This window comes from Chryseobacterium sp., assembly GCF_041914225.1.
Taxonomy (GTDB): domain Bacteria; phylum Bacteroidota; class Bacteroidia; order Flavobacteriales; family Weeksellaceae; genus Chryseobacterium.
This window is the reverse complement of record NZ_JAYSDT010000009.1, coordinates 1-14393: the sequence shown is the minus strand read 5'-3', so window position 1 is coordinate 14393 and position 14393 is coordinate 1. Positions and strand designations below refer to the sequence as shown.

Sequence of the window (14393 nt, the reverse complement as noted above, 5' to 3'; positions counted from 1 at the left end):
CAAGTGGTTTACACAGATATCTCATTCAATATTAATTTTTGTTCAAATTTAGGTAAAAAAAAACCATCTTCCCTTTATTGAAAAGATGGTTGATTGTATTTTTATAGTAAAGACTATTTGTGAAGTGCTTTAATATACTTTTCCAGGGCCATTGTCATGGAAGGAGTTTCCTTCGTAGGCGCCATTAAATCTACTTTTAATCCCGCTTCTTCCGCAGCTGCCAAAGTCGTATTTCCGAAAACACCGATTTTGGTTTCTTCCTGCCTGAAGTCTGGGAAATTTTGTTGCAGTGATTTGATTCCCTGCGGACTGAAGAAAATCAACATGTCATAATCTTTGACGTTGATATCTGTAAGGTCGCTGCATACGGTACGGTACATAATTGCTCTTGTCCAGTCTACATTAGATGCATCCATGGTTTTTACAATATCCGGACTTAAAACATCTGAAGATGGAAGCAGATATTTTTCAGTTGGGAATTTTTTGAAAAGAGGAAGCAGGTCTGAGAAGTTTTTCTCCCCAAAGCTGATTTTTCTTTTTCTGTACACAATATGCTTTTGAAGATAGTTGGCAATTGCTTCGGACTGGCAGATATATCTCATCGTATCCGGAACGGCAAAACGCAATTCCTCTGCTAGTCTGAAGTAATGGTCAATCGCATTTTTACTGGTAAAAATAATACCGGTATACTGCGTCAGATCTATTTTCTGTGTTCTGAGCTCTTTATTGTCAACCCCTTCGACGTGGATAAATGGACGGAAATCAATCTTTATTTTTTCCTTCTTCGCTATATCCAGATATGGAGAAGACTCACTAGGCGCTGGTTGAGAAACCAATATAGACTTTATTCTCATCATTGACTTTTATTAAAAAAATAACAACTTCCAAAGCAATAATAATGGTGCGATTTGGAGGGTGCAAATATACAAAAATTTATAATACCATTTCTCCGGAAGAATCTTGTTCTTGTGAAATAAATAGAAAAAAACCTTGAAAATGAATACAAAAGAAAAGAAGCAGAAATAATATAAAAACATTTTATTTCTGTCTATCGGGAAGTAATAGTGGGCTACACAAAGAATTATCAGCAAAAAAGACAGAATGAAATAAAACTTTGTGGAGGTAAAATAAAAAATAGTCCATTTTTTTCCGTCCCCTATACTTTGATAAAATAAAAAAACCAATGTGGATTTTATTAAATAAAAAAACAGCACAGCCAGCAAAGTATACCCGAATTTATTAAGCTGGTATCCTAAAAGCTGAAGATCCGCAATAAATTTCGGTACAACAGGAACATACTGTGAGATTAATACAGAAAGGGTAAGGGTGATTACACAGGATGTGATAATCCAGCTGGGAAGGTTGTTACTCGCATCAAAATATTTCTGAAGCAGAAAATCTTTGAGACTGGCATCCCTTTCTATGACGTTCATCATAAAAACATATAAAAAGATACAGCCCACAAGGATAAAGATTACCCAATCATTATTCTCAGGTATTCTTACGTGATTAATGAAGTGTTGTTGTGATGATGGCAAAATTTAAGTTTTTTTATTTATTATTTAACTCCGGATTTACACAGTACGGCATAGATTTTCCTATTACCTGGTCCATGTATCTGCAGTTAAAATATTTGCTCTCATCGATTTTACGTATTGTTCAGATCTGTTGAATAAAAGTTTCTGTTTCATCCGCTTAATCCCCGAGAAATATTTTTGCAAAATTATAGATTATTTTGTATAAAATAAAAAGGTTAAATAAACTATCTTTGCAAACTGAAATGAAAAAACTCGTCATCATCCCAACCTACAACGAAAAGGAAAATATTGAAAATATTATTTCCGCGGTTTTTGCATTGGAGGATGACTTTCATATCCTGGTAGTAGATGATACTTCTCCGGATGGTACGGCAGAGATTGTAAAAGAATTGCAGAAGAAATATCCGCATTATCTCCACCTGTCAGTAAGGCATGTGAAAGATGGTTTGGGAAAAGCATATATTCATGGGTTTAAATGGGCTATTGAAAATAAATATGACTATATTTTCGAAATGGATGCCGATTTTTCACATAACCCGAATGACCTGCCGAGACTTTTCGAAGCCTGTTTAAATGCAGATATGGCCATCGGTTCCCGCTACTCAAAAGGGGTAAATGTGGTGAACTGGCCTATGGGAAGAGTATTGCTTTCTTACTTTGCATCAAAATATGTAAGGTTTGTGCTGGGGCTTCCAATTCATGATACTACAGCAGGATTTGTCTGCTTTTCAAGAAAAGTATTGGAAGAAATAGGGTTGGATAATGTAAAATTAAAAGGCTACGGGTTTCAGATAGAAATGAAATTCAGGGCATTTAAAAAAGGCTTCAGAATTGTGGAAGTTCCAATCATATTTACCAACAGAATTTTAGGAGAAAGCAAAATGAACGGCGGAATTATCCATGAAGCTGTTTTCGGAGTATTGAACTTAAAATGGAAATCAATCATCAACAGATTATGAAACTGATGAAAAAGCTGATCTTTATTTTCGTTTTGCTGGGGCTGTTTTCGTGCGGCGATTATATTGATAAGCCTAAAAACCTGATCGATAAAGGTATGATGGCAGAAATAATTGCCGATCTTGCGATCAATGATCAGGCTATCTATGTATATCCTGACAAAAATATGGAAGCAGGTACAAGAGCTGTCCTGAAATCATACAAGGTAAAGCCGGATGATTTTGTAGACAGTTTCAAATACTATGTAATTAAAGAAGAAATGGATGGGATTGCCAATGACGCACAGGAAATATTACTGAAAAAAGATCCCAAAGCAGATAAATACGTAAAGGATAAAATGAAACAGAATGGTGCTGTAATGCCTTTAGTAAGGTAAATGAGCATACAGGTTTCTGTCCGCAAGGAATCACTGATAAAACAGTGCATTAAAAAAGTATAGAGATGAAATTTTTTAATATAGAAAAAACCTCTGAAGGAAAAGCAAGAGCAGGGGAAATTACCACAGATCACGGGAAGATTCAAACGCCTATTTTTATGCCTGTGGGAACTGTAGCAAGTGTGAAAACAGTTCATCAGAGAGAATTAAAAGAAGACATTAAAGCCCAGATCATTCTGGGAAATACTTATCACCTTTACCTTCGTCCCGGAATGGAAACGATGCAGGATGCAGGTGGTTTACATAAATTCATGAACTGGGACCTTCCTATCCTTACCGATTCAGGAGGTTTTCAGGTATTTTCACTGGCCAGTAACAGAAAGATGACGGAGGAAGGAGCAAGATTCAAATCTCATATCGACGGAAGTTATCACATGTTTTCCCCGGAGAGATCAATGGAAATTCAAAGACAGATCGGAGCCGATATTTTCATGGCTTTCGATGAATGTACTCCTTATCCGTGCGATTATAACCAGGCAAAATCATCCATGGAACTTACCCACCGCTGGCTGAAAAGATGTATTGAATGGACAAACAATAATCCTGAATTATACGGACACAAGCAAAGACTTTTTCCGATTGTTCAGGGATCTACCTATTCCGACCTCAGAAAAATTTCTGCAGAAGTAATTTCCGAAGCAGGAGCTGAAGGGAACGCGATCGGAGGACTTTCCGTTGGAGAGCCTGAAGAAGAAATGTACAGAATCACAGATGAAGTAACAGACATTCTTCCTAAAGAAAAACCAAGATATCTGATGGGGGTGGGAACTCCGTGGAATATCCTTGAGTCTATCGGCCTGGGTATTGATATGATGGATTGTGTGATGCCGACAAGAAATGCCAGAAATGCAATGCTTTTCACATGGCAGGGGGTGATGAATCTTAAAAATGAAAAATGGAAGCGTGACTTTTCGCCTTTGGACGAATTCGGGACAAGTTTTGTAGATCGTGAATATTCAAAAGCGTATCTTCGTCACCTGTTTGTATCTAAAGAATATCTGGCAAAACAGATTGCTTCAATTCATAATCTTGCATTCTATCTGGATCTGGTAAAAGTAGCCAGAGAACATATCATTGCAGGAGACTTCTATGAATGGAAAAACTCTGTAGTACCGGTTCTCAGACAAAGACTATAAGAAAATATGCTTAAAATTGTAGACAGATATATCATAAAAAAATACCTTGGAACTTTCAGTTTCATGCTCGTATTGTTGTCTATAGTCGTCCTCGTAATTGACGTACAGCAGAAAATCCCAAGGATAGAAAATGCCAAAGCCATTGATCCTAAACTGGATCTGATGTATTTCCTGATCCATTTCTATCCCTTCTGGATTATTAATCTTGTGGTGACCTTTCTTTCCATCCTGGTTTTTATTTCGGTGATTTATTTTACCTCCAGAATGGCAAATAATACCGAAATTGTTGCCATCATCAGTAGTGGTGCCAGCTTTCACAGGTTTTCAAAACCATATCTTCTTACCTCTATTTTTATTGGTCTGATTGCCCTGGTGGTATATCATATGGTGCTTCCCTGGGCCAATATCAAGAAAAATGAGCTGGAAGCTTACACCTATAATGCGGCCAATAAAGAAAAAATCTTAGGAACCGCTCCCGCTTCTTCACAGCTGAGTAAAACAGAATATATCTTCGTTGATTCCTGGAACAAAAGGGAAAAAAGAGGATCAAGTTTTGTCTATCAGAAATATGATAAAGACAGGAAAATGACCTACGAGCTGAAAGCCAGTGAAGTGTATTGGGACAAAGACAAAAAGCAGTTTGTCTTAAATAATTATTTGGAGAAAACAATCAATAAAGACAATTCAGAAAAGCTTAATAACGGAATAGAACTAAGGAAAAACTATGGGCATTCCCCGGAAGAGCTTTTCCCGAACGAGCTTTTGGGGCAGAATAAGACCACTCCGGAACTCTTAAAGTTTATTGAAAGAGAAAAGGAAAGAGGAAACAGTAACCTGAATTCTTACCTGAATGAGCTTCATCAAAGAACGTCAATGCCTGTTTCAATCATTATTCTGACATTTCTGGCGCTTTCCCTGTCATCGCAAAAGAAAAGGGGAGGATTGGGAATTAACCTGGCGATAGGGATTTCATTGGCCTTTATTTTCGTGTTTTCATTTGAAGCTTTAAAAGTAGTTTCAGAAAATAAAAGTTTATCTCCTGCGTTGGCAATGTGGCTGCCCAATCTTGTCTTCCTGCCGCTTACTCTTTACCTTTATATCAAAAGAGCCAATCAGTAAAGTAATTTTACTTCCTTGTGGTAAAAGGAACGCATACCGTCTTCCAGCTCTATCCAGAGCTCACCTTTTTCGTCTGCCTTTCGGATGATGCCATTTTGTCGCTCTTTTTCAATTTCAAAAACTGATATCTGATCTTTTCTGAAAAGGTTGGTATTGAATCCATCCAATATTTCCTGATCAGATGGAATGTTTTTCAGTTTTTCAGACAGGAATTCATGAAGGCTTTGGGCAAGGTCTTCAAGGTCAAATTCTACTCCTGTTTGCGTCAGGAGTGATCCTGCGTTGGATATTTCATCAAAATTTTCCTGCAGAATATTGATTCCGGCTCCTATGATGAAATAATTATTTTGATTAATCTTTTTCTTTTCTATTAAAATTCCAACGATTTTTTTACCTTTAAGGATAATATCATTCGGCCATTTGATTTTTACCTCTGAGTCAGACAATTTGGCAAGGAAATCCCGGATTATCATTGCGGTATAGTAATTGAATATAAAGTCGGAGCACAAGATGTTCTGAGTATTCACTGCCAGCGTATACGCCAGGTTTTTTCCGGCAGTCTGAGTCCAGGTATTTCCGTACTGACCACGGCCTTTAGTCTGATTAAAAGTATGAAGCCCTGTAAAATCTGAATTTCCGTAAAGTAAAAACTTTGATATTTCGTCATTAGTAGAAGAACATTCTTTCAGGTAGAAGAGTTGGCTCATTTAAGAAAACTTTAAGACATTAAGAGGGTAAAAGTAAGGTTAAAGTAAAGAAAAAACAATAAATTTGCAGATTATAGTATTTTTTTAATGAATAAAACAGCAGAAAAACAAGCATTAATAGATAAAATCGTTGAAGCTATCCAGGATGTAAAAGGTGAAGACATTATGATCTTTGATCTTTCCAACATCGAAAATTCCGTAGCAGAAACATTCGTAATATGTAGTGGAAACTCGAACACACAGGTGGCTGCACTGGCAGGAAGTGTTGAGAAAAAAGTAAGAAACGAACTGCACGACAGACCTTGGCATGTGGAAGGTGCTGAAAATGCGATGTGGGTACTGGTAGATTACGTTTCAGTGGTGGTTCATATATTCCAGAAACAGGTACGTGAGTACTACGACATAGAAGAGCTTTGGGGTGACGCAGTCATTACCAGAATTGAAAATGAATAATAAAAATTTTAAAAAGTTTAAATGAATAATAAAGGATTCAACTGGTTCTTTCCTATTGCAATCATAGCTCTTTTGCTATTCTTTGGCTCCAATTTCCTTGGAGGCGACAGTGCAAAATCTATTGATGAAGATGGTTTCTTTAGAGAAATGCAGGCGGGGAAAGTCCAGAATATAATTATATACAAAGACATAGAGAAAGCTGATGTTTTCCTGACAAAAGAAGCGAAATCGGCAATGGTTTCCAAAGCCGGAAAAGAAAACAACCCGCTTTCTGCCTTCGAAATGGCTCCTAAAGCAGACTTTTCTGTAAAATATGGAGACCTGCAACTTTTCCTTCAGAAATTTGAACAGATCAGAGCGACCAACCCGGCAATCAAAACAACCAAAGATTACGGAACAGGTAAAAGTGCCTTAATGGATATTTTAGTTCCTGCGCTGGTTTGGATTTCAATTTTAGGATTATTCTATTTCCTTCTTTTCAGAAAGATGGGCGGCGGCGGAGGTCCAGGCGGACAAATTTTCTCTATCGGAAAATCCAAAGCGAAGCTTTTTGATGAAAAAGAAAGAATTCAGGTGACATTTAAAGATGTTGCAGGATTGGAAGGAGCGAAAGAAGAAGTTCAGGAAGTCGTGGATTTCCTTAAAAACTCTGAGAAATATACAAAACTGGGAGGTAAAATTCCTAAAGGTGTCCTGCTGGTAGGGCCTCCGGGAACCGGTAAAACGTTGTTGGTAAAAGCTGTTGCAGGTGAAGCTAAAGTTCCGTTTTTCTCACTTTCAGGTTCGGATTTCGTTGAAATGTTTGTTGGGGTAGGAGCTTCCAGAGTAAGAGATCTTTTTGCTCAGGCTAAAGCAAAATCTCCAGCAATTATCTTCATCGATGAGATTGATGCCATCGGACGTGCAAGAGGAAAAAATAATTTCTCCGGCGGAAATGATGAAAGAGAAAATACCCTGAACCAGCTTCTTACTGAAATGGATGGTTTCGGAACCGATACGAATGTTATCGTAATGGCAGCTACCAACAGAGCAGATATTCTTGATAAAGCTTTGATGAGAGCAGGACGTTTTGACCGTTCTATCTATGTAGACCTTCCGGAACTTCACGAAAGAAGACAGATCTTTGATGTTCACCTGAAGAAAATCAAGCTTGATGACAATGTAGACAGAGAATTCCTTGCAAAGCAAACCCCTGGTTTCAGTGGAGCAGATATTGCGAACGTTTGTAACGAAGCAGCGCTTATTGCAGCAAGAAATAATCATACATCAGTAACCAAACAGGATTTCCTTGATGCTGTGGACAGAATCATTGGTGGTCTTGAAAAGAAAAATAAAGCAATCAAACCTTCTGAAAAGAGAAGAGTAGCTTACCACGAGGCAGGACATGCAACAATTTCCTGGCTGGTAGAGCATGCATCTCCACTTTTAAAAGTGACTATTGTTCCTAGAGGCCGTTCATTAGGTGCAGCATGGTATCTGCCTGAAGAAAGACAGCTTACCACTACTGAACAGATGCTGGACGAAATGTGTGCAACACTGGGAGGAAGAGCCGCAGAGCAGGTAATCTTCAACAATATTTCCACAGGGGCACTTTCTGATCTTGAAACAGTGACGAAGAGAGCACAGGCCATGGTAACGATCTATGGATTAAGCCCGAATATCGGTAATATTTCTTACTATGACAGTTCAGGCCAGTCTGAATATAATTTCGGAAAACCTTATTCTGAAGAAACGGCAACAAAAATTGATGCAGAGATCAAATCGATTATCGAGAATCAGTATGACAGAGCTGTAAGAATCCTTGCAGATAATAAGGATAAGCTGGATGCTTTAGCCAATAAGTTGCTGGAAAAAGAAGTGATCTTCCGCGAAGATCTGGAAGAAATTTTCGGAAAGAGAGCATGGGATCCGGAATTGACAGAGAAGCCTGTTACCAATACTATTCCTGAAAAAGATCAGCCAATAGCAGAGGCAGCACCTGAGATCAAAGAGAAAGAAGAAGAAAGCGAAATTCAGGCTCCTGAAAGCCCGACCCAGCTCTAAGACTCTTAAAAATATAAATAATAAAAACCTGGCAACTGTAAAATTGCCAGGTTTTTTCATATTTCAAGAGATATTTTGAACACTATTATAATTTATTTTCTATTTTTGTATAAAGTTGACTAAAAATAGATTAAGTTGAATTTATTCAAGAGGATTGTAAGCAAACTTACCAACCAGCCTGAAGAAGAGGAAAAACAGAGCCTGGAGAAGCTTGGGGATTCGCTGAAAAATGCGGATCTTGACTATAAGTTTGCGCAATTATTTACGCATTCGGGGGGATTTTTTAATTATTGTGCAGATGAAGCGGAGGCTCTACAAACTTTAAATCAAATTATCAAAATAGAAGGCATCCACAATCTCTTCTGCTGGGATAAAGAACTCCAGAACTTTTTGAACGTTGTGAAGACTTCTTATACCTCAGAACTGCAGCAGTCTAATGATGCTGCATTCATTACCTGTGAATACCTCATTGCCTACGACGGCAGAATCATGCTTTCTCATAATAATATCCTTCACTATCATTCTTCCATGCTTCCTGATAAAATTATCATTATTGCCAATGTTTCTCAGATTGTAAACAACCTGAATGATGCTATGGGAAAAATAAAAAGAAACGGAAATATCAAGAACCTTACTTCCATCAGCGGAAGCCAGTCTAAAATGGACAGTTCTTCCAATTCCAATACAAAACTGTTTTTATTGCTGCTTGAAGATTAAGCAACCACTTCTAAATTTTAAATTTTGGACAAAAATCTCATTCAAAGAACCGTATCAGGTATCGTTTATGTAGCCATCATTATTCTTTGTTCTACTCCCTTGGGAGCACAATTGCTGAACAATATTGCCCCTGGTTTGGTCAAACAGCAATATCTTTATCATGGGTTGATGAGCTTACTCCTGATCGTAGGAACCTGGGAATGTGTCAAAATCATGAAATTTGGAAACGGTTATGAAAAATGGGTAGTCTATCCACTGGTCATCTTCATCTTTTATATTTTCTCCAAAAGATATTTTAACCACGATTTCTTTTTTGATTTCAGGCTTAGTGAAATATTGGCACTCGCCCTGATTGGGATTGCTGTGGTGACTTTATTCAAATATCCTAACGAATTATACTTCGACAGCGGGAAACTTATTTTTACCGTTATTTACGTGGCGCTTCCGTTCAGCTTTGCTTTAGGTTTGCCAAAGTTCTCCAGCTATAATGAAAGTTTTTCTCTCGAGGTGCTGTTTCTGTTTATTCTGATCTGGAGCAGCGATACTTTCGCTTATCTGGTAGGGAAATTCTTCGGTAAACATAAAATGGCTCCTAAAATTTCTCCTAAAAAAACTTGGGAAGGCTATGCAGGCGGTGTTGTTTTAACACTGGTTTTATCTTACTTTATTGAACATTACCAGCCTGAATTGAGAGGAAACTGGATGATCGTAGGATTTCTGGTTGCAGCTTTTGCTCCATTAGGGGATCTTGTAGAAAGCCAGTTGAAGAGAAACTTCGGTGTGAAAGACAGCGGAAACATCATTCCGGGGCACGGAGGAGTTTTAGACAGGCTGGATAGTTTTATTATCTGCGTTCCTGTCGTATATTTGTACTTTATTTTAGAAAAATTTATTTAGTCTCATGAAATTACATAGAGAATCAAAAGGAACGATTACCGTTGCTACCATACTTTTCATCATTCTGGGAGCCCTAGCGATTTATTTCCTTAAAATATGGTCCCTGCTGATCATTATGCCTTTGCTGGTTATTTACAGTTTAGTTTTCTGGTTTTTCAGAGTTCCGGACCGTACTATTCTTGACCACAGAGAAAACGTGATTGCCCCTGTGGACGGAAAAGTGGTCATTATCAAAGAAGTGGAAGAAGATGAATTTATAAAAGGAAAAGCAATCCAGGTTTCCATTTTCATGTCTCCACTGAATGTTCATATCTGCAGATATCCGGTTTCAGGAGAAGTGATTTACAAAAAATACCATCCGGGAAAATATCTGGTAGCATGGCATGAAAAGTCTTCTACAGAGAATGAAAGGACTACGGTAGCAGTACAAACTTTAACCAATCATAAAGTGGTTTTCAGACAGATTGCCGGATATGTGGCAAGAAGGATTGTTTTCTACTGTAATGAAGGAGATAAAGCAAAAGCCGGGCATGAGTTCGGATTTATCAAATTCGGGTCCAGAATGGATGTCTTTCTGCCTCTGGATACTGAAATTATCTGTAAGATCGGAGATATTACAAAAGGAGGTCTGGATGTGATTGCCAAACTGAAAGAAAATTAATCATTATCAAATGTAAAATATAAGAGAGCTGTTATGGCTCTCTTTTTATTTGCCTGAGAGTCTAATAATTAAACTATTTTATATATGTTTTAATCTCTTCTGTCAGATTTAATATGAATTCCACAGGAATGTCTTCTTCGGGGTCAATTAAGAGGATTTTAAACTTCTTTCTGCCATCCTGAATCAGTTCAGGATAATCAAGTCTGTCACCGTGATAAAAGCTCAGATAATGCTTTTGATATTTATTGCTGTAATAGAAGTAACACAGCATTTTCTTTTTGTATTTGAAGAACGGAAGTCCAAAGCTGAAAGTTTCTGTAATATTTTCCGGATCTGAAGCCAGGATCTTATCACGTAAAAACAAAAGAGTACTTCTTTCAGGCTCTTCGATTCTGTAGAAATACTCTTGTATGGGGTTCATTTTGATTCAATTAAAATATTAGTCAAAGTTTTGTAGTTCAACAAGCTTATGATACATTCCTCTTTTTGCAATCAGGTCGTGGTGGGTTCCCTGTTCCACAATATCACCTTTTTCCATCACTACAATCCAGTCTGCTTTCTGAATCGTTGAAAGACGGTGGGCAATCACTAAAGAAGTCCTGTTTTCCATCATCTTTTCCAGAGCATCCTGAACGAATCTTTCGGATTCTGTATCCAGGGCGGATGTAGCTTCATCCAGAATCATAATTGGTGGGTTTTTCAATACAGCTCTTGCTATAGAAACCCTTTGTTTCTGACCTCCGGAAAGTTTGTTTCCATCATCACCGATATTGGTATCATACCCTTCAGAAAGGTTGGAGATAAAAGAATCCGCATTGGCAATTTTTGCAGCGGCAATTACCTCCTCTTTGGTGGCATCAGGCTTACCCATCAGAATATTGTTATACACAGAATCGTTGAATAGTACGGACTCCTGTGTTACCATTCCCAGCAGCTGGCGGTATTCCTGTAATTTTAAATGTTTAATATTTGTCCCGTCAATAAGGATTTCTCCTTCCGAAACATCATAGAATCTCGCTAAAAGATTGGCAATGGTTGTTTTACCACTTCCGCTTTGCCCTACCAAAGCAACTGTTTTTCCTTTTGGAATGGTTAAGTTGAAGTTTTTAAGAATAAGATTCGCTTTGTCATAATAGAATCCAATATCCTTGAATTCAATATTGTTCTGAAGCGTTGTAATAGAAACAGGCTCTGCAATTTCCTCAATTTTCACATCTGCTTCAAGGATTTCCAATACTCTTTTCAGGGAAGCTTCTCCCTTTTGTACATTGGAAATAGAAGTAGATAAGCTTTTTGCAGGAGGAAGGATCTGGAAGAACATTCCTAAAAATACAAGAAAATCTGCCGGAGAAATACTCTGCTCAACAATAATTTGTTTCCCACCGTACCAGGCAATAATCAGGAAGGTAATAGAACCTAAGAATTCGCTCATTGGAGACGCCAGTTCTTTCTTTTTACCCAAATTGATAGAACTTGAGATCCATTTATTCATAGAATACATGAATCTGTTATTCATGATTTTTTCCCCATTGAATATTTTAATGACCTTTGAAGACTTCAATGTTTCATCCACAATAGAGAAAATAGTTCCCAGCTCACTTTGTGCTTCATGTGAGTCTTTTTTAAGGCTTTTTCCGATCAAGGCAATCATTGTTCCCATCACAGGAAGAACCAATAGCGAGAAAAGAGTCATTTCAGGACTCAGGAAAAATAAGGTAACCAATGTACTGATCAGCATAAAAGGTGCGTTTATCAGTTCAATCAGGCTTCCTAAAATATTTCCTTCCACTTCTCCTACGTCATTGGACATACGGGACATCATGTCTCCTTTTCTGCTCTCTGTGAAAAATGAAACAGGAAGAGAAAGTATTTTTCTGTACATCGCTCCACGTAGGTCTTTGGTTACTCCCACACGGTAATTGATCAGTAATAAAGAACCGAAATATCGGAATGCATTTCTCAAAAAGAACATAAATGCAGTAATGATGCACAGCCAGGCAAGGACAGTAAGTGCCCCGTAATTACTCACCAGCGTCTGTACATAATAATTGGAATATTCTTTTACATAGGAGAAAAAATCAACAATATCACCGGAGTATACTGGCGCTTTTTCATATTTTTCGGGTTTTATGGTGCCAAAAAGCATTCCCAGAACCGGTAGAATAGTCCCTAAGGAAGCAATCTGAAATACAGAATACAGGATATTGAAAAATAAACTCCCGTAGATATATTTTTGATGCGGCCTTGCGAACTTTAAGATTTTTTTATATTCGTTCATTCAATGAAAAAATTGGATAGCAAAATTACGTAAAATTAAAAGATAAGACGTTCTTAATCCTGTTTTACTTTAACGGATATGTTTCAAAAATCGTTTTTTTGTTACAACTCAGGGCTGTTAAACTTTATTTTTAAAATAAATAAACGGAAATATAACACAGGAACAGAAGGTAAAACAACAAAGCAGTTTAATAAAAAAAACCGCTTATTCAGCGGTTCCTTTTTATAGTGGTTTAATTAAAACTTCACCTGATCGTTATATTTTGGGCTAAAGTTTTTAGGATTCAGCTTATTCAGTGTTTTTCCAAAATTATTGATGATCTGTGTCATATTATCAAAATCAACAATATTGATATCATCATTTTCATGGTGATAATGAGATGCCTTTGTCATATCAACCGTAGAGAATGAATGGGCAATAATTTTCTTTTTTACAAAGCTTACATTATCCGAACGGTAAAACAGCTGCTGTTTTGCATAAGGATCAGCATTAATTTTTAATCCGTTTACTGCATTTTTATTGAAAAGCTCATCAAGATCTGAGAATCCGTCTCCTGTCATATATAATGCATTTTTGCCCCATTGGGATTCTGTAGCTACCATTTCAAAATTAAAAAGAGCAGTCATTTTATTATAAATGTGATCCAGTTTAGAATCTGTTGAAATAGCTCTTGAACCCAGCATTCCCTTCTCTTCTCCATTAAATGCCATAAACACCATGGAGAATCCCGGCTTTTTATTTTTAAAATAATCGGCAATACCTACGAGTGTAGTGATTCCGCTGGCATCATCATCTGCTCCGTTGTAAATATTATCACCGCTTTTATCACTGGTCCCGATATGGTCGAAATGCCCTGAAAAACCAAGATACTGATCAGATTTTCCTTTTTTGATTCCACAAACGTTGTATACTGTTTTCCCATTGTAGTCAAATGGCACCAGATAAGAATTTCCCGTACAATATTCCAGGTTGTTTTCTTTAAAAAGTTTAGCGATATAATGGGCTGCATTTTCATTTTCCTGGGTTCCGATTTCACGCCCTTTCATTTCATCTGAAGCGAGAGTGGAAAGAACTGTTTTTACTCTTTCCCTGGAAACTTCCTGTGCAAAGGTGAATACGGAGAATAGTGATAAAGTAAAATACGTTAGCTTTTTCATTGTCTTTTATTAAAAGTTATATGATCTGTCGTGTTCCTGACTAAAAAGTTGCAATGAATTTACATAAATTAAATAAGAAAGTATAGAAAATAAAAAAACAGCTCCTAAAAGAAGCTGTTCTCACTCAAAAAATCGTTGTAAGGCTATCGAAGTCTGTCTACAGATTTTACGAGCCTCTCATCTTTGCGGATGTAAACGTTTGCAATAAGCAGACAGACCACCGCCATCAATGGGAAAATCGGCTCAATACCCTTCTCAGGAAACTGAATTCCTCCGGATAAGTTTAGTAACCAG

General features: G+C 37.3%; 16 protein-coding genes. 9 read left to right on the top strand and 7 right to left on the bottom strand.

The annotated features are described in order from the left end of the window. Positions 1-113 precede the first annotated feature (113 nt). Both ACE3RB_RS06250 and ACE3RB_RS06245 read right to left on the bottom strand, forming a co-directional pair. Positions 114-854 (bottom strand): uroporphyrinogen-III synthase, encoded by a 741-nt coding sequence (locus tag ACE3RB_RS06250; protein WP_374463514.1) that lies wholly within the window; start codon positions 852-854, stop codon positions 114-116. Between the two features lie 12 nt (positions 855-866). Then, positions 867-1538: a DUF4271 domain-containing protein gene (locus ACE3RB_RS06245; protein WP_374463444.1), complete on the bottom strand. Its 672-nt coding sequence runs from the start codon at positions 1536-1538 to the stop codon at positions 867-869. A 242-nt stretch (positions 1539-1780) separates the two neighbouring features. On the opposite strand from ACE3RB_RS06245, the gene ACE3RB_RS06240 reads away from it, so the two are divergent. The 4 genes from ACE3RB_RS06240 to ACE3RB_RS06225 all read left to right on the top strand — a co-directional run bounded on the left by ACE3RB_RS06240 (position 1781) and on the right by ACE3RB_RS06225 (position 5186). Beyond that, positions 1781-2497, top strand: coding sequence for a polyprenol monophosphomannose synthase (locus ACE3RB_RS06240; protein ID WP_374463443.1), 717 nt, complete (start codon positions 1781-1783; stop codon positions 2495-2497). Then, positions 2470-2871 (top strand): DUF4296 domain-containing protein, encoded by a 402-nt coding sequence (locus ACE3RB_RS06235; protein ID WP_374463442.1) that lies wholly within the window; start codon positions 2470-2472, stop codon positions 2869-2871. Before ACE3RB_RS06240 ends, ACE3RB_RS06235 begins: the two co-directional genes overlap by 28 nt. Before the next feature lie 65 nt (positions 2872-2936). Beyond that, positions 2937-4067, top strand: coding sequence for a tRNA guanosine(34) transglycosylase Tgt (gene tgt, locus ACE3RB_RS06230; RefSeq protein ID WP_002982698.1), 1131 nt, complete (start codon positions 2937-2939; stop codon positions 4065-4067). Positions 4068-4073: 6 nt separating this feature from the next. Then, entirely contained in the window at positions 4074-5186 is a 1113-nt protein-coding gene (locus tag ACE3RB_RS06225; RefSeq protein WP_374463441.1) for an LptF/LptG family permease, read from the top strand. Here the strand turns inward: ACE3RB_RS06225 and ACE3RB_RS06220 are convergent. Then, on the bottom strand, positions 5180-5893 hold the full coding sequence (locus ACE3RB_RS06220; RefSeq protein WP_374463440.1) for a biotin--[acetyl-CoA-carboxylase] ligase: 714 nt from the start codon (positions 5891-5893) through the stop codon (positions 5180-5182). The genes ACE3RB_RS06225 and ACE3RB_RS06220 overlap by 7 nt on opposite strands. Before the next feature lie 87 nt (positions 5894-5980). Here ACE3RB_RS06220 and rsfS point away from each other — a divergent pair, with 87 nt between their 5' ends. From rsfS to ACE3RB_RS06195, 5 genes are all read left to right on the top strand, one after another. Further along, a complete protein-coding gene (gene rsfS / locus ACE3RB_RS06215) occupies positions 5981-6346 on the top strand; it encodes a ribosome silencing factor (protein ID WP_002982704.1) in 366 nt (121 codons plus the stop codon). A 21-nt stretch (positions 6347-6367) separates the two neighbouring features. Beyond that, entirely contained in the window at positions 6368-8389 is a 2022-nt protein-coding gene (ftsH, locus tag ACE3RB_RS06210) for an ATP-dependent zinc metalloprotease FtsH (protein ID WP_374463439.1), read from the top strand. Positions 8390-8524: 135 nt separating this feature from the next. Further along, the gene (locus tag ACE3RB_RS06205) at positions 8525-9106 is read left to right on the top strand and encodes an LUD domain-containing protein (RefSeq protein WP_374463438.1); all 582 of its coding nucleotides are present in this window, start codon (positions 8525-8527) and stop codon (positions 9104-9106) included. A gap of 24 nt (positions 9107-9130) precedes the next feature. Beyond that, positions 9131-10003 (top strand): phosphatidate cytidylyltransferase, encoded by an 873-nt coding sequence (locus tag ACE3RB_RS06200; protein ID WP_374463437.1) that lies wholly within the window; start codon positions 9131-9133, stop codon positions 10001-10003. Between the two features lie 4 nt (positions 10004-10007). Continuing rightward, the gene (locus tag ACE3RB_RS06195) at positions 10008-10664 is read left to right on the top strand and encodes a phosphatidylserine decarboxylase family protein (RefSeq protein ID WP_374463436.1); all 657 of its coding nucleotides are present in this window, start codon (positions 10008-10010) and stop codon (positions 10662-10664) included. A gap of 73 nt (positions 10665-10737) precedes the next feature. On the opposite strand, the gene ACE3RB_RS06190 is transcribed toward ACE3RB_RS06195, so the two are convergent. The 4 genes from ACE3RB_RS06190 to ACE3RB_RS06175 all read right to left on the bottom strand — a co-directional run. After that, positions 10738-11085: a DUF1801 domain-containing protein gene (locus tag ACE3RB_RS06190; RefSeq protein WP_374463435.1), complete on the bottom strand. Its 348-nt coding sequence runs from the start codon at positions 11083-11085 to the stop codon at positions 10738-10740. Positions 11086-11103: 18 nt separating this feature from the next. After that, on the bottom strand, positions 11104-12942 hold the full coding sequence (locus ACE3RB_RS06185) for an ABC transporter ATP-binding protein (protein ID WP_374463434.1): 1839 nt from the start codon (positions 12940-12942) through the stop codon (positions 11104-11106). Positions 12943-13178: 236 nt separating this feature from the next. Further along, positions 13179-14099 (bottom strand): M28 family peptidase, encoded by a 921-nt coding sequence (locus ACE3RB_RS06180; protein ID WP_374463433.1) that lies wholly within the window; start codon positions 14097-14099, stop codon positions 13179-13181. A 143-nt stretch (positions 14100-14242) separates the two neighbouring features. Continuing rightward, positions 14243-14393, bottom strand: a 151-nt coding sequence (locus ACE3RB_RS06175; protein WP_374463513.1) for a DUF4293 family protein, incomplete at its 5' end; no start/stop codon positions are given.